Consider the following 18,243-nt stretch of genomic DNA (forward strand, 5'->3'; position numbering starts at 1 on the left):
CACGGCGTTCCAGTCCGGGGACAGGCCACTCGTGTGGAGTCGTCCGACGGCACGCAGCAGGGAGTCCGTCGCACCGCCTCGACTGCGGGCGGTGGCGATGTGCACGGCACATCTGCCTCGCCCGGAAATCGCGCTGCCCCTTTCCTGATCGCCTCGAAAGGCCATGGGCCGTGCGCATCAACCACAACCCGCTCGCCGTCGTCCGCAACCTCGGCATCCTCGCCCACGTCGACGCCGGCAAGACCACCGTCACCGAACGGATCCTGTTCGCCACCGGAACCACGCACAAGCGTGGCGAGGTCCACGACGGCACGACCGTCACGGACTTCGACCCGCAGGAGCGCGACCGGGGCATCACCATCTTCGCCGCGGCGGTGAGCTGCGCCTGGGACGGTCACCGGATCAACCTGATCGACACCCCGGGGCACGTCGACTTCGCCGACGAGGTGGAGCGTGCGCTGCGGGTGCTCGACGGCGCGGTGGCCGTGTTCGACGCGGTGGCCGGGGTGGAGCCGCAGAGCGAGTCGGTGTGGCGGCAGGCCGACCGGCACGGCGTACCGAGGATCGCGTTCGTCAACAAGATGGACCGCGCCGGTGCCGACCTCGACGCGGCCGTGGCGTCGATCCGGGAGCGGCTGCACCCGGCCCCGCTGGTCGTGCAGGTGCCGATCGGTACGGAGGACACCTTCACCGGTGTCGTCGACCTCGTACGCCTGCGCGCGCTGCTGTGGAGCGACGGTGACACCTGTGAGGAGACACCGGTGCCGGACGGCCTCCGGGACGAAGTCCTGGCACGCCGCCGGGCGCTGGAGGAAGCCGTGGCGGAACTCCATCCGGGCGCGCTGGAGGAGTTCTGCGCCACGGGCACGCTGGGCGAGCGGACCCTCTCCGCGGCGCTGCGGGACCTGACCCGGGACGGCGACGGTGTGGTCGTGCTGTGCGGCTCGGCGTACCGCAACCGCGGTGTCGAACCGCTGCTCGACGCGGTCGTGGCCTATCTGCCGTCGCCGCTGGACGTGCCGCCGGTCCGTGGCACCGACGACGGCGAGGAACAGGAGCGGCCCGCCGACCCGGCGGCGCCGCCTGCGGCCCTCGCCTTCAAGGTGCACGCCACCCCGACGGGACGGCTGACCTACCTGCGGATCTACTCGGGAACGATCGAGAAGGGAGACACCCTGTGGGACGCGAGCGCGCGGCGCACCGAGCGGATCGGCCGGATCCTGCGCGTCCAGGCCGACCGGCACGCACCGCTGGACCGGGCGGTCGCCGGCGACATCGTCGCGGTCGTCGGGCTGAAGTCCGCCCGCGCCGGCTCGACCCTGTGCGCGCCGGACGCCCCGCTCGTCCTGGAGCCTCCGGGCGTGCCCGAGCCGGTGGTCTCGGTCGCGGTCGAGTCTCGCAGGACCGGCGACACCGACCGGCTGGCGTCGGGGCTCGCGCGGCTGACCGAGGAGGATCCCTCGCTGGTCGTGCGGACCGACCCGGAGACCGGCCAGACGGTGCTCTCCGGCATGGGTGAACTGCACCTGGAGGTGGCGGTGGAGAAGCTCCGGCGCGAGCTCGGAGTGGACGTCAACATCGGGCGCCCCAGGGTCAGTTATCGCGAGACGGTCGGCCGGGGCGTGTCCGGACTGGTGTTCCGGCATGTCAAACAGGACGGCGGGGCAGGGCAGTTCGCCCATGTCGTCCTCGACGTCGAGCCGTACGACGGTGGCTTCGCCTTCCGCTCGGCCGTCGTCGGCGGGCGCGTGCCGCAGGAGTACGTCCGGGCCGTCGAGGCAGGCTGCCGCGACGCCCTCGCCGAAGGGCCGCTCGGCGGTCACCCGGTGACCGGGCTGCGCGTCACGCTCACCGACGGGGCGACCCATGTGAAGGACTCCTCGGACACGGCGTTCCGCACGGCCGGCCGGCTCGGCCTCCGCGAGGCCCTGCGCGCCTGCGCGATGGTCCTGCTGGAGCCGGTCGTCGAGGTCACGGTCACCGTGCCCGAGGACGCGGTGGGCGGTGTGCTCGGCGACCTCGCCGCCCGGCGCGGACGGGTGAGCGGCTCGGTCACCCGGGCGAGCGCGGCGGTCGTCACCGCCACGGTGCCGCTGGCCGAACTGTTCGGCTACGCGACCCGGTTGCGCAGCCGCACCCAGGGCCGAGGCACCTTCACGGCCCGGCCTACGGGTTACGCCCCGGCGCCCGCGGCGACCGTGGTGCGCTAGGAGCGTGGTCGGTCCCTTCCCTTCGCGCGACGGGAAGGGGCCGGTCCTCCACCTTCGTCAGCAGACCCTCCCGCGCGAGGTCCCGGAGGATCTGGCGGATGTGGCCTCAGGCCTGGTCGGCGATCGCGACGGAGTGCGCTCGCCCGGTGTGGTTGGCGATGCATGCCGGAGCGCCGGCGTAGTCGACCTGCGGCCTCGGCCATCTCGTCCCAGCCGGCGCCATGAGTCACCTACGTACCGGCCACCCGCTGGATGCTGCCGCCGCACGGCACCGGCCCGGTGAGGTCGGGATCGCCGAACTCCGCGCGCAGGGCCTGGAAGGCGGTCACCTTGTCCGCACCGAAGCGCCGCACGTGGGTGGCGTATTCGTCGGGGGAGAGGAACACCGACGGCCTGGACTTGGTGTGGAACTTGTCCGCGTACATCACCAGCTTTTCCTCCTCCGTGACTGCCAGGTAGTCGGCGGGAGGGAGGGGCAGGCCCTGGCTCACGATGTCGTGCCGCGTGAGGCCCACACCGGTGTGGTGGGAGCAGAAGCGGCGGAGGATATCGGGGAAGCCCTCCGCTTCGAGGATCTCGTGGCCGAGCAGTCCGTGCCGGATGTAGTTCGCGTGGTCCAGCCGTCCGTCGTCCCCGTAGAGGCGGTAGACGCCGATGTCGTGGAGGAGGCAGCCGGCGCGGACCAGCTCGGCGTCGAGGTGGGCGAGATGGGGCGCGACCAGGAGCTGCTCGGCGATGGCCCAGACGATCTCGCAGTGCGTGTGGACGAGCGCGAACGCCTCGGGGGTGGGCGCGTGCCGCTCGTGCAGCGCACGGATCTCTTCGGGATCCGGAATCCTCATCGAGAGAGCGTAACAACCGTTCATCCGGCTGAGCCGAGCAGTTCCCGCAACGCCCTTCTTCACGCGATCGGATGGTGCTTCGGGGAGTGGGCACCTGCCCGGTCCGCGGGCCGTTCGAGCTGGTGACGGGACTTGTTGTCCATTCTCAGCACGGTAACGGGAGCACACCATGGGACTGACCTTCCGCCGCAACCCGGACGGCACGACGACCGGGCGCAACGAGGCGAACGGCTTCACCGTGACGCATGCCGAAGAAGAAGAGGTGAAGCGGCAGCTGTACGAGGACGCCGGGTGGGAGTACACGCCCCCTCCGCCTCCGGTCCCGCCCGGGTTCCATCGGTTCTCCTTGGTGCACGACGAGTTCCGGGCCTCCGGGTTCGGCGACGAAAGGTATGCGGGGCTGCGGGCGCGTCCACCGGAGGGGTGCGTGCCGGTCGACTGGGGGTGCTTCGCCCTGGAGTGCGAGCGGCCGGGGAAGACGCTCATGGACGCGGTCGCCGCCACCGTCGCGGAGGTCCGCCGAGAGCACGGGCTGGTGATGAACAGCCTGGGTGTCGAGAAGCCCCAGGAATGGTTCGACGCGGACGACAAGAACGGACACGCGGCGCAGATCGTGGCGCACTTGGTGCTGATGGCCGCCGACCGCGCCCGACTGCTCGGGTACGGGCGCAAGGACGTGGTCCGGCTACTCGACGCCACGGGGATCGAGTAGCCGGTGGTGTGAGTCAGCGCAGGGCGGCCGGCCCGGGGACGAAGTCCGGATCCACCTGGGCCGCCAAGTCCTCGCCCGTGCGGCCGTCCGCCCAAGCACGGGCGTTGCGCAGGTGGAACTCGACGGCGTGCCGGTGGAGCCGGTCCCAGTCACGGGGGTGGGAGTCGACCGCCTCGCGGAGGATGTCGAGGGCGTGGCGGTTGTGCGGCTCCAGGGATGCCAGGGGGTCCGGGCCGGCCTCGGCGCGGCCCTGTTCGGCCGCGCGGACCCAGGGGGAGTGGATCAGGTGCGTCAGAAGGTCGTCCCCCACCTCTTCCTTGAGGAAGAGCAGGTCGTCCTCGCAGGTCACCTTGTTGCCGACCACGGCGACCCGGATGCCGAACTCGCGGGCGTGGTCGCGGTACTGGCGGTAGACGGAGACGCCCTTGCGGGTGGGCTCCGCCACCAGGAAGGTGATGTCGAAGCGGGTGAACAGGCCGGAGGCGAAGGCGTCCGCGCCCGCCGTCATGTCGACCACGACGTATTCACCGGGCCCGTCCAGCAGGTGGCCGAGGTACAGCTCGACCGCGCCGAGCTTGGAGTGGTAGCAGGCCACGCCCAGGTCGGACTCGTCGAACTCGCCCGTGACCATCAGGGGTACGCCGCCCGCGCGGCCGACGTGCCGGGCGTGCAGTTCGTCGTCGCCGAGCGGACGCAGCAGTCGGGAGCCGCGGCCCGGGGGAGTGGTCTTGATCATCGCCTCGCGGGAGGGAATGCGGGGGTTCGTACCGCGCAGGCAGTCCTTGATCGAGGACAGGTGGGCGCCCAGGGGCGGGGCGGACTGCTCCTGTCCGCCGAGCGCCTCGGCCAGGTGCTGGTTGATGTCGCCGTCGATGGCGAGGACCTGGGCGCCGGAGCGCGCCAAGTGGCGGGAGAAGAGTGCCGACAGCGTGGTCTTGCCGCTGCCGCCCTTGCCGACGAACGCGATCCTCACGGTCGCTCCACCTTTTTGAAAATGGATGTCATGTGGATAGGTTTAGGGAGTGATCGTCACCACTGTCAAATCCCTTGGGCCGTTCGAGATCGCTTGATGCATATGCTGTGCAAGTGCGTGTTCAGAGCATCAACAGCCCCTTCCGGTTCCTCGCCGCCCTCGTCCTCGTCCCGAGCCTGGCCGGGTGCTTCGCCTCCCCGGGAGGGGAGTCGTCGTCGAACGGCGGGCAGTCCGGCTCCCGGCTGCGGGTCGCCCTCGCCTTCCCGCCCGCCGAGAACTTCTCGCCGTACGGAGCCGACGCCACGCTCCTCAGCCGGCTCGGCGTCACCGAGGGCCTGACCGCCCTGGACGCCAACGGTGCCGCGTCCCCCGCGCTCGCCGAGTCCTGGCGCCGGGAGAACGACCGCACTTGGCGGTTCACCCTGCGCGAGGCGACCTTCCAGGACGGCGCGGAGGTCACCCCGGCTGCCGTGGCCGAGGCACTCACCCGCGCCACGGAGGCGAAGCCCGCGCCCGCCGCCCTCGCCGGAGTCACGCTCGACGCGAAGGCCGACGGCGACCGCGGCATACGCGTCACCACTGCCGCGGCCGACCCCGTCCTGCCCATGCGTCTGTCCAGCCCGAGCCTCGCGATCCTCTCCCCGAAGGCCTACCGCGAGAAGGGCAACCCCGACCCGGTCGGAACCGCCACCGGGCCCTTCGAGATCACCAAGGTAAACGGCGGCGGCTCCGCGACCCTCGCCCGCTTCGACGACTACTGGGGAGGCCGCGCCCAGGCCTCCGGCATCGACGCGCGCTTCGTCAAGGACGGCACCGCACGCGCCAACGCGGTCCGCACCGGCGACATCGACATAGCCGAGGCCATCCCCGTCTCCCAGGCCGCCACGCTCGACAAGGCGACCCTGAAGGAAGCCGGCACCACCCGCACCACCAGCCTGCAGCTCAACACCAGGACAGGCCCCTTCAAGGACCCGAAGCTGCGCGCCGCCGCCCGCACGGCGATCGACTCCTCCACCATCGTCAAGGGCGTCTTCGAGGGCTACGCCGACCCGGGCGCGGGCGTCTACGGTCCAGCCGTCACCTGGGCCGAGAGCAAGCGGGTGAAGCCGGCCGGACGCGCGGACGCCGCCGAGCCCGACGGCGAGCGGATCACCCTCGCCACCTACGACAACCGGCCCGAGCTGCCCGAGACCGCCCAGGTCGTGCAACAGCAGCTGGAGAAGGCCGGCTTCACGGTGAAGCTGGAGGTGCGCGAGTACTCACGGCTGGAGAGCGACGCCCTCGCCGGGAAGTTCGACGCGTTCATCGGCGCCCGCAACAGCCTCCTCGACACCGGCGACCCCGTCGGCGTCCTCGGCAGCGACTACACCTGCGACGGCGGCTACAACCTGGCCCGGCTGTGCGACAAGAACGTCGACCGGGCCGTCGCCAAGGCCGACGGGACCGACGGCACCGGCGAGCGGCAGGACGCGGCCATGGCCGCCGAGGCCGCGATCCTCGGTACGGACGCCGTCGTGCCGCTGGCCCACCAGCAGATCATCGCCGGCGTCTCCACCAAGGTCCGGGGCGTCGTCCTCGACCCCTACGAGCGGACCCTGGTGGGCACCGGGACGCGCCGCTGAGGCACCTTCACGCGGGCAGCTGGGTGTCGGCCACGCAGCTGATCTCGACCAACTGCCCGGGGAAGGTCAACTCGGGGACACCGAGGGCCGTGCTGACCGGGCGGTGGTCGCCGAAATACGCCCGGTTGGCCTTGGCCAGCACATCGGCGTGACGCACCAGGTCCACCGCGTACAGCGTCTGGGAGACGACCTGGTTGCGCGTGACGCCGTAGTGGGCCAGGACCTTGTCGATGTTGACGTGGGTCTTCTCGAGCTGGGTGGCCCAGTCGTCCTCGGGGCGGAAGCCGCCCGCCTCGTCCCACGCGAGCTGCCCGGAGACATGGATCAGGTCGCCGGACCTGATCGCCTGCGCGTAGCCGAAGTGGGTCTCGGCCGGAATGGCGTGGTCGTAGACATCGGGAGTCGTCACAGTTCCTGTCCTTCCGTCGAGCACGCGTCCACGTGCTCTCTTGCGGTTACTCGGGAACTGTAGGAGAGTGACCGCCGACCTGGAAGAACGCACTTTTCGGTGACTGGGGAACCAGATGGTGACCAAGCAGGAATTGAACGGACTGCCCGAGGACGCCGATCTGCGGCGGGCGGACTCGCTGGCGCGTGAGATCTTCTCGGACGTCGCCAACAAGTGGGCCTTGCTGATCATCGAGGCCCTCGGTGAACGCACCCTGCGCTTCAGCGAGTTGCGCGACGAGGTCGAGGGCGTCAGCCACAAGATGCTCACTCAGAACCTGCGGATGCTGGAGCGCAACGGCCTGGTCGACCGGAAGGTGCACCCCACCGTGCCGCCGAAGGTCGAGTACACGCTCACCGAGCCGGGCCGGGCCCTGCGGGCCACGGTCGACCTGCTCTGCGGCTGGACCCACCAGTACCTCGGTCACATCGAGACCGCGCGAGGGCGGTTCGAGGCCTGACCGGCCGGAGCGTCAGCTCGCGACCAGTTCCCGCACCTGCTGCCGGGGCGCCGTCTCCTCGACCCGCGAGGTCCGGTACAGCCACAGCACATCACGCCCGAACGACCACACCAGCAGGCCCAGGGCCAGGGCGGCGACCCCGAAGTTGCCCGCGTACGGCAGCAGATCGGCGCCCGCCACCAGCAGGAGCACGCCCTGGAGCGCCGCCACCGTCTTGCGGGCGGTGCTCGGCGGGAGGGCGGCGGTCAGCCAGGGCCAGACCCGCGCGGCGGCGACGAAGACGTACCGCATCCCGCCGATGAGCAGCACCCACGGGCCCTGCTCCATCGACACGTACACGCTCAGCACCAGGATCAGGAACGCGTCGACCTCCATGTCGAAGCGCGCGCCCAGCGCCGTGGAGGTGCCGGTGCGGCGGGCCACCTTGCCGTCGACGCCGTCGAGGATCAGGGCGATGGCCGTCAGGCCGACGAACAGCGACACGGGCGGCGAGCTCTGGAAGGAGTCCGCGACCAGGGCGGTGACCCCGCCGACGAGGGTGGCACGGCCGAGGGTGACCCGGTTGGCCGCGCCGAAGGAGCGCAGCCGGGAGCGGTGCAGGGCCCGGGAGAGCACCGCCCAGGTGGCGAGGGCGAACGCGAGGCCGGTCAGCCAGCCCGCCGGGCCCATCCCGATCGCCGTACCGATCAGGGCGAGCAGCAGGATCTGCACTCCCGCCCCCAGGGCGGTCTCCTGCTGTACGAGCCTCGCGTCGTAAGTGTTGTTCAGGGCCACCGAACACCCTCCGGCCGTGTGACAGAGTCGATCAACGCCGCTACCTTGTGCGCGGCCTGTGCACCCCTCGGTACGCAAGCAGCTTCCCGATCGTTCAGGAGGACTTCGATGAAGCACACCGCACGGGCGTTCTGGATCGACTCGCCTGGGCGAGGCGCCATCCGGGACGTCACCCTGCCGGAACCCGGCGAGGACGAGGTGCTGGTCCGCGCGCTGTACTCCGGAGTGAGCCGCGGCACGGAGACGCTCGTCTTCCGCGGCGGCGTGCCGGTCAGCCAGCACACCGCGATGCGGGCACCGTTCCAGGAGGGCGACTTCCCGGGCCCCGTGAAGTACGGCTACCTCAACGTCGGCGTGGTGGAGGAAGGGCCCGAGGAACTCGCCGGCCGTACGGTGTTCTGCCTCTACCCCCATCAGAGCCGCTACGTCGTCCCGGCCCGCGCCGTCACGCCCGTACCGGACACCGTGACGGCCGAACGGGCCGTGCTCGCCGGGACCGTGGAGACCGCCGTCAACGCCCTGTGGGACGCCGCGCCCCTGGTCGGCGACCGGATCGCCGTCGTCGGCGGCGGCATGGTCGGCTGCTCCGTGGCCGCCCTGCTCGCCCGGTTCCCCGGCGCCCGGGTCCAGCTGGTCGACGCCGACCCGTCCCGTGCCGCCATCGCGAAGGCCCTGGGCGTCGGCTTCGCCACCCCCGCGGACGCCGAGGGCGACTGCGACCTGGTCGTCCACGCCAGCGCCACCGAGCAGGGACTCACCAGGTCCCTGGAACTCCTCACCGCCGAGGGGACCGTGCTCGAACTGAGCTGGTACGGCGACCGGCGGATCAGCCTGCCGCTCGGCGAGGCCTTCCACTCCCGGCGGCTCGTCATCCGCTCCAGCCAGGTCGGCACCGTCTCCCCGGCCCGCCCGGGCCGCACCTACGCCGACCGGCTCGCCGTCGCCCTCGACCTGCTCGCCGACCCGGCGCTCGACGCCCTCGTCACCGGCGAATCCGCCTTCGAGGAGCTGCCCGACGTGCTGCCGAGGCTCGTCTCCGGAGAGATCTCCGCCCTGTGCCACCGCGTCCGCTACGACGAGAGCGATTGACGCATCGGCTGACGATTCGTTCCATCCGGTACGACATCGGTACGACAAGAGCGCCTGACCTGAGAAAAGACGTAGCGGAGGCTGAACAGGGGAAGGCAAGGAGCCGTATTACCCGGCATCCCCGGCAGCCAACAGCGGGGGAGCAGACGCGCCGCACCTGGAGGGTCGTCCGTTGTTCAGCATCACCGTCCGCGATCACATCATGATCGCCCACAGCTTCCGTGGCGACGTCTTCGGACCGGCGCAGCGCCTGCACGGGGCCACGTTCCTCGTGGACGCCACGTTCCGGCGCGAACAGCTGGACGAGGACAACATCGTCGTCGACATCGGGCTGGCCACCCAGGAACTCGGAGCCGTTGTCAGCGAGCTGAACTACCGCAACCTCGACAACGAACCCGACTTCGCCGGGGTCAACACCTCCACGGAGTTCCTCGCCAAGGTCATCGCCGACCGCCTCGCCGAGCGCATCCACAAGGGCGCGCTGGGCGAGGGCGCCAAGGGCATCGCGGGCCTGTCCGTCACCCTGCACGAGTCGCACATCGCCTGGGCGAGTTACGAGCGTGCGCTGTGACCGACACGACCATCGAGCGGCCCGGGCAGACCGGACCGGCACGCCTGAACTATGTTCCGGTGCAGCACGCCGCCCTGAAGAACGCCGAGATCATCCCCATGTCCCTGCGCACCGTGCACTTCGTGCTCCCGGGCGGCATCGACGACCCGGCGGCCCCCAGCGGCGGCAACGCCTACGACCGGCGCGTCTGCCTGGACCTGCCCGGCTTCGGCTGGCAGGTGACCAAGCACGCCGTCGCCGGTGACTGGCCCCGGCCCTCGGCCGAGGCCCGTACGGAACTGGCCCGCGCCCTGAGCGGACTGCCGGACGGTGCCGTCGTCCTGCTCGACGGCCTGGTGGCCTGCGGGGTCCCGGAGATCGTCGTGCCGGAGGCCGAACGGCTGCGCATGGTCGTCCTCGTCCATCTCCCGCTCGGCGACGAGACGGGGCTCGACCCGGTCGTGGCCGCCGAACTGGACGCCAAGGAGCGGGCGGTGCTGCGGGCCGTGCCGGCGGTCATCGCCACCAGTGACTGGGCGGTCCGCCGCCTGGTCTCCCACCACGGCCTTCCCCCGGAGCGCGTCCACGTCGCGGCCCCCGGTGCCGACATCGCGCCCCTCGCGCCCGGCACCGACGGTGTCTCGCGTCTGCTGTGCGTGGCCGCCGTGACCCCGCGCAAGGGCCAGCACCGGCTGGTGGAGGCGCTGGCCACGGTGACCGACCTGCGGTGGAGCTGCGTCTTCGTCGGCAGCCTCACCCAGGAGCCCGAGTACGTCGCCCATCTGCGGTCCCTCATCGCCGAGCACGGCCTCGAGGACCGGCTGGAGCTGGCGGGCCCGAAGTCCGGCGCCGCACTCGACGCCAGCTACGCCACCGCCGACCTGATGGTCCTCACCTCCTACGCCGAGACCTACGGCATGGCCGTCACCGAGGCACTGGCCCGGGGCATCCCTGTCATGGCCACGGACGTGGGCGGGCTCCCCGAGGCGGTCGGCCGCGCCCCCGACGGCGGCGTGCCCGGCATTCTCGTCCCGCCGGAGAATCCCGCCGCCATCGCCGCCGAACTGCGCGGCTGGTTCGGCGAGGCGGACGTACGGCGTCGCCTCAAGGCCGCCGCCCGCAGTCGCCGCGCCTCCCTCGACGGCTGGGCGACGACCGCACAGAGCCTGGCGGCGGTACTGCGCCGGCTTCCGACCGAACCCCGGAGGGCCGCATGACGAACCCGGCGACGACCCAGCAGAGCGGGGCGATTCCGACGCAGCCCGGACCCAGAGGAGATGCCGAGTCGATGGAAACCGCCCAGCCGGCGGACGCCACGGCTGCGAAGCCGGGTGACACCGCGGCGGCACCGGGCGACGTGGTGATCGCGTGGGCGGGTGACGCCGTCATCCCGGGCGCCGGCCCCAGCGGCACACCCGGCTCCCGGCCCACCGTGAAGCTCCGCGATGCCGACCCCGGCGATCCGCCGCGCTACGCGCCCGAGTGGCTGGAGCTGCGGGAGCCCGCCGACGCCGACGCGCGGGCGTACGACCTGCTCGACCCGCTGCGCATCCGGCTCGCCAACCTGCCGGGGAAGTCGGGCGTCACCATCCACGACCTGGGCTGCGGCACCGGCTCGATGGGCCGCTGGCTCGCCCCCCGCCTGGACGGCGCCCAGCACTGGGTCCTGCACGACCGCGACCCCTACCTGCTGCACTTCGCCGCCGTCGCCTCCCCGCGCTCGGCCGCCGACGGCAGCCGGGTCTCGGTCGAGACCCGGCGCGGTGACGTCGCCCGCCTCACGCCGGACGCCCTGAAGGGCGCGAACCTGGTGACGGCGTCCGCGCTGCTGGACGTCCTCACCCGTGACGAGATCGACGCCCTCGCCGCCGCCTGCGCCGGAGCCGGCTGCCCCGCGCTGCTGACGCTGTCCGTCGCCGGGCGGGTCGAACTGACCCCGTCCCACCCGCTGGACACGGAGATCGCCCAGGCGTTCAACGAACACCAGCGCCGTGACGGCCTGCTCGGCCCGGACGCGGTCACGGCGGCGGCCGAGGCGTTCTCCGAACACGGCGCGACCGTACGGCTGCACCCGAGCCCCTGGCGGCTCGGCCCCGAGCAGGCCGCGCTCACCGAACAGTGGCTGCGCGGCTGGGTCGGCGCCGCCGTCGAGGAACGCCCCGACCTGCGCGACCGCGCCGACGCCTACCTGGCCGAACGCCTGGCCGCCTGCGCCGCCGGCCAGTTGCGCGTCATCGTCCACCACACCGACCTGCTGGCCCTGAGCCGTCCGGTGGGCGGAGCGTCATGAGCCCCCAGGCGACGGGGACGCGTCCGCGACCGAGGTCCCTCGAGAGCGACCGGCTGCCCCGGAGCGGCGACAGCGGGAGTCCGCTCGGGGAACCCGGTGCTGCGGCACCGGAGGCTTCCCGCCCCGCCGGTTCCCCGTCGCCGGGCCCGATCCGGGCCGCCCTGGCCCGGGTCGGCTCCCGCAAGGTCCGTACGCATCTCGGCACCCTCGCCGGAGTCGCCATCCTCGCTGTGCTGTTGTGGCGCCTCGGTACCGGTGTCTTCCTGGACGGGCTGAGCCGGATCGACGGCACGTCGTTGGTCCTGGCGCTCGGAATCGGGCTCGTCACCACGGTGTTCAGCGCCTGGCGGTGGGCGCTCGTGGCGCGGGGGCTCAGGATCCGGCTGCCGTTCGGACCGGCCGTCGCCGACTACTACCGCGCGCTGTTCCTCAACGCGGCGCTGCCCGGCGGCGTCCTCGGCGATGTGCACCGGGCGGTCCGGCACGGGCAGAGCGAGGGCGACCTGGGCCGGGGCGTGAAGGCGGTCGTGCTGGAACGGGCCGCCGGGCAGATCGCGCTGTTCGCCGTCGGCGCCGTGGTGCTGCTGACCATGCCGTCCCCGGTGCTGGACGAGGCCCGGCACATCGCCCCGCTCGCGGCCCTGGCCGCGGTGGGCGCCCTCGCCGTCGTCCTCGCCCTGCGCATGAACCGGGCGGCGCCCTCACGCCGGGGCCGGAAGCTGCGCGGCGTCCTCGCCGAAGCGCGCGAAGGGCTGCTGTCCCGCAGCAACGGGCCCGGAGTCATTGTCTCCTCCGTGGTCGTTCTGGCAGGTTACGTGGCCATGTTCGTACTCGCCGCCCGCGTCGCCGGGGCCGCCGCCTCCGTGGCCGTCCTGCTGCCGCTCGCGGTCCTCGCGCTGCTGGCGATGGGACTGCCGCTGAACGTCGGCGGCTGGGGGCCGAGGGAGGGCGTCACCGCCTGGGCGTTCGGCGCCGCGGGTCTGGGCGCCGGCCGGGGACTCGCCGTCGCGGTCGTCTACGGGGTGCTCAGCCTCGTGGCGAGCCTGCCCGGCCTGATCGTGCTCGTCGCCCGCTGGTACACGGGCCTGCGTGCCCGGTCCCGGACCGGGAATGACTACCCGTCAGCCCCGTCGCTCGTGGAGGCGGCCCCGTCGCCCGCGGAGGTCAGCATCGAGAAATACGCCCCGAAGGAATCCGCCAGGCTCGCCAGGAGTTCCTTCCCCTTTTCCGCCGAACCCAGCGAAGGACGGCCGATGACACCCGAATCGGTATAGCCGGACATGCCGAGGGTGAGCAGATGACGACGGTCGTCAGCGACGAAATCGGAGGTCTCATAACCGGGTCGGAGCATTTCGGGATGAGCGTGCAGAAGGATGGAGGTTTCTATTTCCCCCGCGTGCATGTCGGTGAGCAGCGAGGTGACCACACCCGCCCGCTGCCGCGCCTCCTCCCAGTCCTCCGGGGCCGGGAAGAGCGCCATCCGCTCGCCGCGGGCGGAGGATTCCTGAACCACGTTGCCCAGTACGTAGTTTCCGCCGTGCCCGTTGACCACCACCAGGGCCTCGACGCCGGACCGGCGGAGCGAAGCCGCAATGTCCCGTACCACCGCATGAAGGGTCACCGAGGAGATGCTGACGGTCCCCGGCCAGGCCGCGTGCTCGTGCGAGCACGAGATCGTCACCGGAGGAAGGAGGTGCACCGGGTACGCGCCGGCTATCTCCCGCGCGACGGCACAGGCGACGAGCGTGTCGGTCGCCAGCGGAAGAAACGCACCGTGCTGCTCGAAGCTCCCCACGGGAAGCACCGCGACCTGCCGTGAGACACCGGCGCCCCGCGTCCGTACGTCTTCCGTGGTGTCCGCCGGCACCAGATCACTCATAACGTCACGGCCTTTCGTCTCTGCTTAGGAACTCGAGAATCATGACAGAAAAAATTGGCGTACTCGGCAAGAAGTCACCGCAGCGGACCGGCGTGGAACGCGTCGTGAATGCGCCCTTGCCCACCGTGTACGGGAAATTCCAGGCCGTCGGCTACCTCGACCACGACCGCGGTGACGAACAGGTGGCGCTGGTCTACGGCGAGCTCGGCACGGACGACGTACTCATCCGGCTGCACTCGGAGTGCCTGACCGGCGACGCCTTCGGCTCCCAGCACTGCGAGTGCGGCGACCAGCTCGACGCCGCCCTGCGCGCGGTCGTCGCCGAGGGCGCCGGTGTCGTCGTCTACCTCAGAGGGCATGAAGGCCGTGGCATCGGCCTGCTCGCCAAGCTGCGCGCGATGGCCCTGCAGGCGGAGGGCCTGGACACCGTCGAGGCCAACCTCGCCCTGGGCCTGCCGGTCGACGCCCGCGACTACGGGGTGGCCGCCCGCATCCTGGAGGACCTGGGCGTGAAGTCCGTCCGCCTGATGTCCAACAACCCGCGCAAGCGCGAGGCCCTGGTGAGCCACGGCATCCAGGTCGCCGAGCAGGTGCCGCTGCTGATCCCGCCGTGCGAGAACAACATCACCTATCTGCGGACGAAGCGGGAGCGTCTCGACCACCACCTGCCCCATCTGGACGCGGTGGTCAGCTCCTCCTGAGGTGCCGGGTGCCCGCACGGGCGGGCTCCGGTTCTCCTCGGCGTGACCTGGGCGCATTCGTGCGCGACCCGGAGGCGGGCCGCGTACGCTTCGTGGACGTCAGCCCCTTGAGCGTCGGCCCTCAGCGGCCGACGCCTCACGCCGGAGGCCCACCTGGTATGACCGAGCTCCATCTGTGGCTGCGCCACGAGGCCCGAACGACCGAGCGACGCACACCGATCGTGCCCGACGACGCCCGGCGGCTCGTCGGGAACGGAGTGGAACTGACCGTGGAGGAGTCCCCGCAGCGGGTCTTCCCGATCGAGGAGTACGAGGCGGCCGGCTGCCGCGTCGCGCCCGCGGGCTCCTGGGTGACGGCGCCGCCCGACGCCGTCGTGCTCGGCCTGAAGGAACTGCCGGAAGATCCGGCGGAACTGACGCACCGGCACATCTTCTTCGGCCATGCCTACAAGGGCCAGCCGGGAGCGGCCGGCCTGCTGGGCCGGTTCACGGCCGGGGGCGGGACGCTGTTCGACCTGGAGTACCTGGTCGACGACACCGGGCGGCGCCTCGCCGCCTTCGGCTTCTGGGCCGGCTATCTGGGCGCCGCCCTGGCGGTGCTCCAGCACCGGGGCCGACTGCGGGCACCGCTGACGCCCACCACCAAGGAGGAGCTGGACGAGACCCTCAAGCCCGCCTCCGACGACGCCGAGTTCACCGGCCTGGTCATCGGCGCCCTGGGACGCAGCGGCCGCGGTGCCCGGATGGCGTTCGCCGCCGCCGGGGCCGACCCGACCTGCTGGGACCTCGCCGAGACCCGCGACCTGGACCGCCGCGCCCTGCTGGAGCACGACGTGATGGTGAACGCGGTGCTCGCCACCACCCCCGTCCCGCCCTTCCTCCGCGAGCGTGACCTCGACACCCCGGACCGCCGGCTGCGCACCCTGTGCGACGTGACCTGCGACGTCGGCTCCCCGCTCAACGTCCTCCCGGTGTACGACGACACCACCGACTGGGACGAGCCCGTACGCCGACTGCGCGACGACCCACCGCTCGACCTGATCGCCATCGACAACCTCCCCTCCCTGCTGCCGCTGGAGTCCAGCGCCGACTTCTCGGCCGCCCTGTGTCCCCAGCTGCTCGACTTCGGCGTCGCCGGGCCCTGGGGACGCTGCCTGGACCGGTTCCGTCAGGCCTGCCGTGAACACGGCCTCGAGAAGGGGGAGTTCGATGAGCACTGACTCGGTACCGGCGACCGGCACCGTCCACTGGATCGGCGCCGGCCTCTCCACCGGCAGCGGACTGGCGGTGCTGTGCGACACCGCCGAGCGCGTACGGCTCTGGCACCGCACCGAGAGCCGCGCGGCCGACGCCCTGGGCCGGCTGGGCCTCACCGGACGGGCCGAGCCCCGCGCGTACACGCCGGCCGCGCTCGCCGCCGAACTCGCCCCCGGCGACGTGGTCGTGTCCATGCTGCCCGCGCCGGAACACGCGCCGCTGCTCGCCGAGTGCGTACAGCGGGGAGCCCACTTCGCCTGCTCCAGCTATGTGTCCCAGGCGGTGCTGGATCAGGTGCCCGCCGCGGAGAAGGCCGGGGTCGTCGTCCTCACCGAGTCCGGGCTCGACCCGGGCATCGACCACCTCTTCGCGCACGCCCTCGTCGCCCGGGCCCGGGACGCCATCGGCGACGGGACGCCCGCCTCGTACACCCTCACCTCGTACTGCGGCGGTGTCCCGGCCGTCCCGAACGACTTCACGTACCGCTTCAGCTGGGCGCCCGCCGGCGTCCTCAACGCCCTGCGCTCCCCGGCCCGTTACATCGAGGGCGGGGCCGAGACCGTCGCCGACCGCCCCTGGGAGGCCACCCGGCGGCATGTTGTCCAGGGGGAGACGTTCGAGGTCTATCCCAACCGCGACAGCGTGCCGTTCGTCGCGCAGTACGGGCTGCCGGACGCCTGGACACCGCGGACGTTCGTACGCGGCACCCTGCGTCTGGAGGGCTGGCTGCGGGCCTGGGACGGGGTCTTCGAGGAGCTGAAGAGGGGCGACGACACGCGGATCGGCGCCCTGGCCCAGGAACTGGCCGCGACGTATCCCACGTCGGACGAGGATCGCGACCGGGTCGTCCTCGCCGTGTCGCTGGAGGTGCGGACGTCTGACACGGGGCGGACCTGGTCGGGCGGCTACCTCCTCGACCTGACGGGTGACGCGCGGGAGAGCGCGATGGCCCGCTGCGTCTCGCGCACCCTGGCCCTGGGCGTCCGCCACGTCCTGGACGGCTCTCTGCCGCCGGGTCTGAACCGCGCCGCCGAGACGGCGGCACGGTCCGAACAGTGGCTGCGTGAACTCGCCCAGGAAGGAGTCGAGTTCACGCTGCGCGTCGACCGGTAGCGGGCTCAGCCCGACAGGGCCTCGTGGACCATCCTCTTCAGGTCCCGGACAACCGTGTGCGAGGACCGGGGCCGCACCTGCGTCATGAACTGCACCGTCAGATCGCGGCCCGGGTCCACCCAGAACGTCGTCGTCGCCACCCCGCTCCAGCCGTAGGCGCCGAGTCCGGACGGCGCGAGGGTGCGGGACGGGTCGATGACCACGGAGCAGTTGAGGCCGAAGCCGACCCCCTCGTTCCCCGGCTCGTCGTGGGCGGGGCGGCTGCCGAAGGAGCGCAGGTCGGCGCCGTCGGGCAGGTGGTTGCGGGTCATCAGGTCCACGGTCCCGGGCGCGAGGAGCCGGACGCCGTCCAGTTCGCCGCGGCGGCGCAGCAACTCCATGAAGCGGTGGTAATCGTGGGCGGAGGCCACCATGCCGCCGCTGCCCGAAAGGAACCGCGGCCGGCCGTGCAGCGGCAGCCCCGGGATCGGCTCGATGCCGCCGCCCTCCTTCTCCCCGTACATCTCCGACAGCCGGGGCGCCTGCTCGTCCGTGACGTGGAAACCCGCGTCCGTCATACCGAGCGGCCCGAAGACCCGCTCGGCACAGAACACATCGAGCGGCTGACCCGAGACGACCTCGATGATCCGGCCCAGGACATTGCTGGCCACCGAGTAGTTCCACTCGGTGCCCGGCTCGAACTGCAGCGGCAGGCCCGCGTACACCTCGATGGTCTCGGCCAGGTCGGCGCCCGGAGGCACCGACGACTCGAGGCCGGCGGCGCGGTACAGGGCGTCGACGGGGTGGGTGTGGTAGAAGCCGAAGGTCAGACCCGAGGTGTGGGTCATGAGATGCCGGACGAGTATGGGGCCCTCGGCCGGGCGGGTCCGTACGTCGGCCCCGGAGCCGCCGACGTACACCCGCGGCTCGGCGAAGGCCGGCAGATGGTGGGCGACCGGGTCGTCCAGCGACAGCCGGCCCTCCTCCACCAGCAGCAGTGCGGCGACCGCGGTGACCGGCTTCGTCATGGAGTAGACCCGCCACAGCGTGTCGGGCTCGACCGGGAGGCCGGCCGCGATGTCGCGGAGCCCGTGCGTCGTGAGGTGCGCGACGTGTCCGGCGCGGGCGACCGACACGAGGAAGCCCGGCAGCCGCCCCTCGTCGACCAGTCGGGTGAAGTGCCGGTCCATGTCGTCCAGCACCTTCGGATCCAGCCCTGCCTCGGCCGGATCGACCTCGTTCCGCAGCTGTGCCATCGTTCTTTCCTCCGTCGCGGCGAGATCCGGCATACCGTTCCTATTCAGTGAGCAGGAGTGAGTGTTGTACCCATTCCTGGTCGCTGCG

17 protein-coding genes and 1 pseudogene are annotated in these 18,243 nt (G+C 71.9%); 12 read left to right on the top strand and 6 right to left on the bottom strand.

The features are described 5' to 3' along the window. The first annotated feature begins 170 nt into the window (after window positions 1-170). On the top strand, window positions 171-2,210 hold the full coding sequence (gene fusA, locus ACWIF2_RS35495) for an elongation factor G (RefSeq protein ID WP_454365116.1): 2,040 nt from the start codon (window positions 171-173) through the stop codon (window positions 2,208-2,210). Between the two features lie 230 nt (window positions 2,211-2,440). Here the strand turns inward: fusA and ACWIF2_RS35500 are convergent, their stop codons facing one another. After that, window positions 2,441-3,052, bottom strand: a complete 612-nt coding sequence (locus ACWIF2_RS35500; protein ID WP_454365118.1) for an HD domain-containing protein — start codon at window positions 3,050-3,052, stop codon at window positions 2,441-2,443. A 169-nt stretch (window positions 3,053-3,221) separates the two neighbouring features. Here ACWIF2_RS35500 and ACWIF2_RS35505 point away from each other — a divergent pair, with 169 nt between their 5' ends. After that, window positions 3,222-3,764 carry a hypothetical protein gene (locus tag ACWIF2_RS35505; protein WP_454365120.1) on the top strand — a complete coding sequence of 181 codons (543 nt, stop codon included), beginning with the start codon at window positions 3,222-3,224 and terminating at the stop codon, window positions 3,762-3,764. Window positions 3,765-3,777: 13 nt separating this feature from the next. Here the strand turns inward: ACWIF2_RS35505 and ACWIF2_RS35510 are convergent, their stop codons facing one another. Continuing rightward, window positions 3,778-4,737: an ATP-binding protein gene (locus ACWIF2_RS35510; protein ID WP_454365122.1), complete on the bottom strand. Its 960-nt coding sequence runs from the start codon at window positions 4,735-4,737 to the stop codon at window positions 3,778-3,780. A gap of 107 nt (window positions 4,738-4,844) precedes the next feature. On the opposite strand from ACWIF2_RS35510, the gene ACWIF2_RS35515 reads away from it, so the two are divergent. Next, window positions 4,845-6,359, top strand: coding sequence for an ABC transporter substrate-binding protein (locus tag ACWIF2_RS35515; RefSeq protein ID WP_454365124.1), 1,515 nt, complete (start codon window positions 4,845-4,847; stop codon window positions 6,357-6,359). 7 nt (window positions 6,360-6,366) lie between these two features. On the opposite strand, the gene ACWIF2_RS35520 is transcribed toward ACWIF2_RS35515, so the two are convergent. Beyond that, on the bottom strand, window positions 6,367-6,768 hold the full coding sequence (locus ACWIF2_RS35520) for a RidA family protein (RefSeq protein WP_454365126.1): 402 nt from the start codon (window positions 6,766-6,768) through the stop codon (window positions 6,367-6,369). Between the two features lie 115 nt (window positions 6,769-6,883). Between ACWIF2_RS35520 and ACWIF2_RS35525 the strand changes: the two genes are divergently transcribed. Continuing rightward, on the top strand, window positions 6,884-7,267 hold the full coding sequence (locus tag ACWIF2_RS35525) for a winged helix-turn-helix transcriptional regulator (RefSeq protein WP_454365128.1): 384 nt from the start codon (window positions 6,884-6,886) through the stop codon (window positions 7,265-7,267). Window positions 7,268-7,279: 12 nt separating this feature from the next. On the opposite strand, the gene ACWIF2_RS35530 is transcribed toward ACWIF2_RS35525, so the two are convergent. Beyond that, a complete protein-coding gene (locus ACWIF2_RS35530; RefSeq protein WP_454365130.1) occupies window positions 7,280-8,041 on the bottom strand; it encodes a CDP-alcohol phosphatidyltransferase family protein in 762 nt (253 codons plus the stop codon). A 108-nt stretch (window positions 8,042-8,149) separates the two neighbouring features. Between ACWIF2_RS35530 and ACWIF2_RS35535 the strand changes: the two genes are divergently transcribed. The 5 genes and pseudogenes from ACWIF2_RS35535 to ACWIF2_RS35555 form a co-directional block, all read left to right on the top strand. After that, entirely contained in the window at window positions 8,150-9,130 is a 981-nt protein-coding gene (locus tag ACWIF2_RS35535) for a zinc-dependent alcohol dehydrogenase (RefSeq protein ID WP_454365132.1), read from the top strand. Window positions 9,131-9,302: 172 nt separating this feature from the next. Next, the gene (locus ACWIF2_RS35540) at window positions 9,303-9,701 is read left to right on the top strand and encodes a 6-pyruvoyl trahydropterin synthase family protein (RefSeq protein ID WP_184588322.1); all 399 of its coding nucleotides are present in this window, start codon (window positions 9,303-9,305) and stop codon (window positions 9,699-9,701) included. After that, entirely contained in the window at window positions 9,698-10,897 is a 1,200-nt protein-coding gene (locus ACWIF2_RS35545) for a glycosyltransferase family 4 protein (RefSeq protein ID WP_454365134.1), read from the top strand. Before ACWIF2_RS35540 ends, ACWIF2_RS35545 begins: the two co-directional genes overlap by 4 nt. Before the next feature lie 71 nt (window positions 10,898-10,968). After that, window positions 10,969-11,970, top strand: coding sequence for a methyltransferase domain-containing protein (locus ACWIF2_RS35550; RefSeq protein WP_454365135.1), 1,002 nt, complete (start codon window positions 10,969-10,971; stop codon window positions 11,968-11,970). Next, window positions 11,967-12,962 (top strand): annotated as a pseudogene (locus ACWIF2_RS35555) (lysylphosphatidylglycerol synthase transmembrane domain-containing protein); the annotation flags it as partial. The gene ACWIF2_RS35550 and the pseudogene ACWIF2_RS35555, both read left to right, overlap by 4 nt. A 122-nt stretch (window positions 12,963-13,084) precedes the next feature. On the opposite strand, the gene ACWIF2_RS35560 reads toward ACWIF2_RS35555, so the two are convergent. Next, window positions 13,085-13,849 carry a creatininase family protein gene (locus ACWIF2_RS35560; protein ID WP_454365137.1) on the bottom strand — a complete coding sequence of 255 codons (765 nt, stop codon included), beginning with the start codon at window positions 13,847-13,849 and terminating at the stop codon, window positions 13,085-13,087. A gap of 41 nt (window positions 13,850-13,890) precedes the next feature. On the opposite strand from ACWIF2_RS35560, the gene ribA reads away from it, so the two are divergent. The 3 genes from ribA to ACWIF2_RS35575 all read left to right on the top strand — a co-directional run bounded on the left by ribA (window position 13,891) and on the right by ACWIF2_RS35575 (window position 16,920). Further along, window positions 13,891-14,550, top strand: a complete 660-nt coding sequence (gene ribA / locus ACWIF2_RS35565) for a GTP cyclohydrolase II (protein WP_382486570.1) — start codon at window positions 13,891-13,893, stop codon at window positions 14,548-14,550. 158 nt (window positions 14,551-14,708) lie between these two features. Next, entirely contained in the window at window positions 14,709-15,770 is a 1,062-nt protein-coding gene (locus tag ACWIF2_RS35570) for a saccharopine dehydrogenase (RefSeq protein ID WP_454365139.1), read from the top strand. Then, entirely contained in the window at window positions 15,760-16,920 is a 1,161-nt protein-coding gene (locus ACWIF2_RS35575; RefSeq protein ID WP_454365141.1) for a saccharopine dehydrogenase family protein, read from the top strand. The genes ACWIF2_RS35570 and ACWIF2_RS35575 overlap by 11 nt, the downstream gene beginning before the upstream one ends. A gap of 5 nt (window positions 16,921-16,925) precedes the next feature. Here ACWIF2_RS35575 and ACWIF2_RS35580 read toward each other — a convergent pair whose 3' ends face one another. After that, window positions 16,926-18,155, bottom strand: a complete 1,230-nt coding sequence (locus ACWIF2_RS35580) for a serine hydrolase domain-containing protein (RefSeq protein ID WP_454365143.1) — start codon at window positions 18,153-18,155, stop codon at window positions 16,926-16,928. Window positions 18,156-18,243 lie beyond the last annotated feature (88 nt).

The sequence above is a fragment of the Streptomyces sp. NPDC055506 genome (assembly GCF_053643595.1).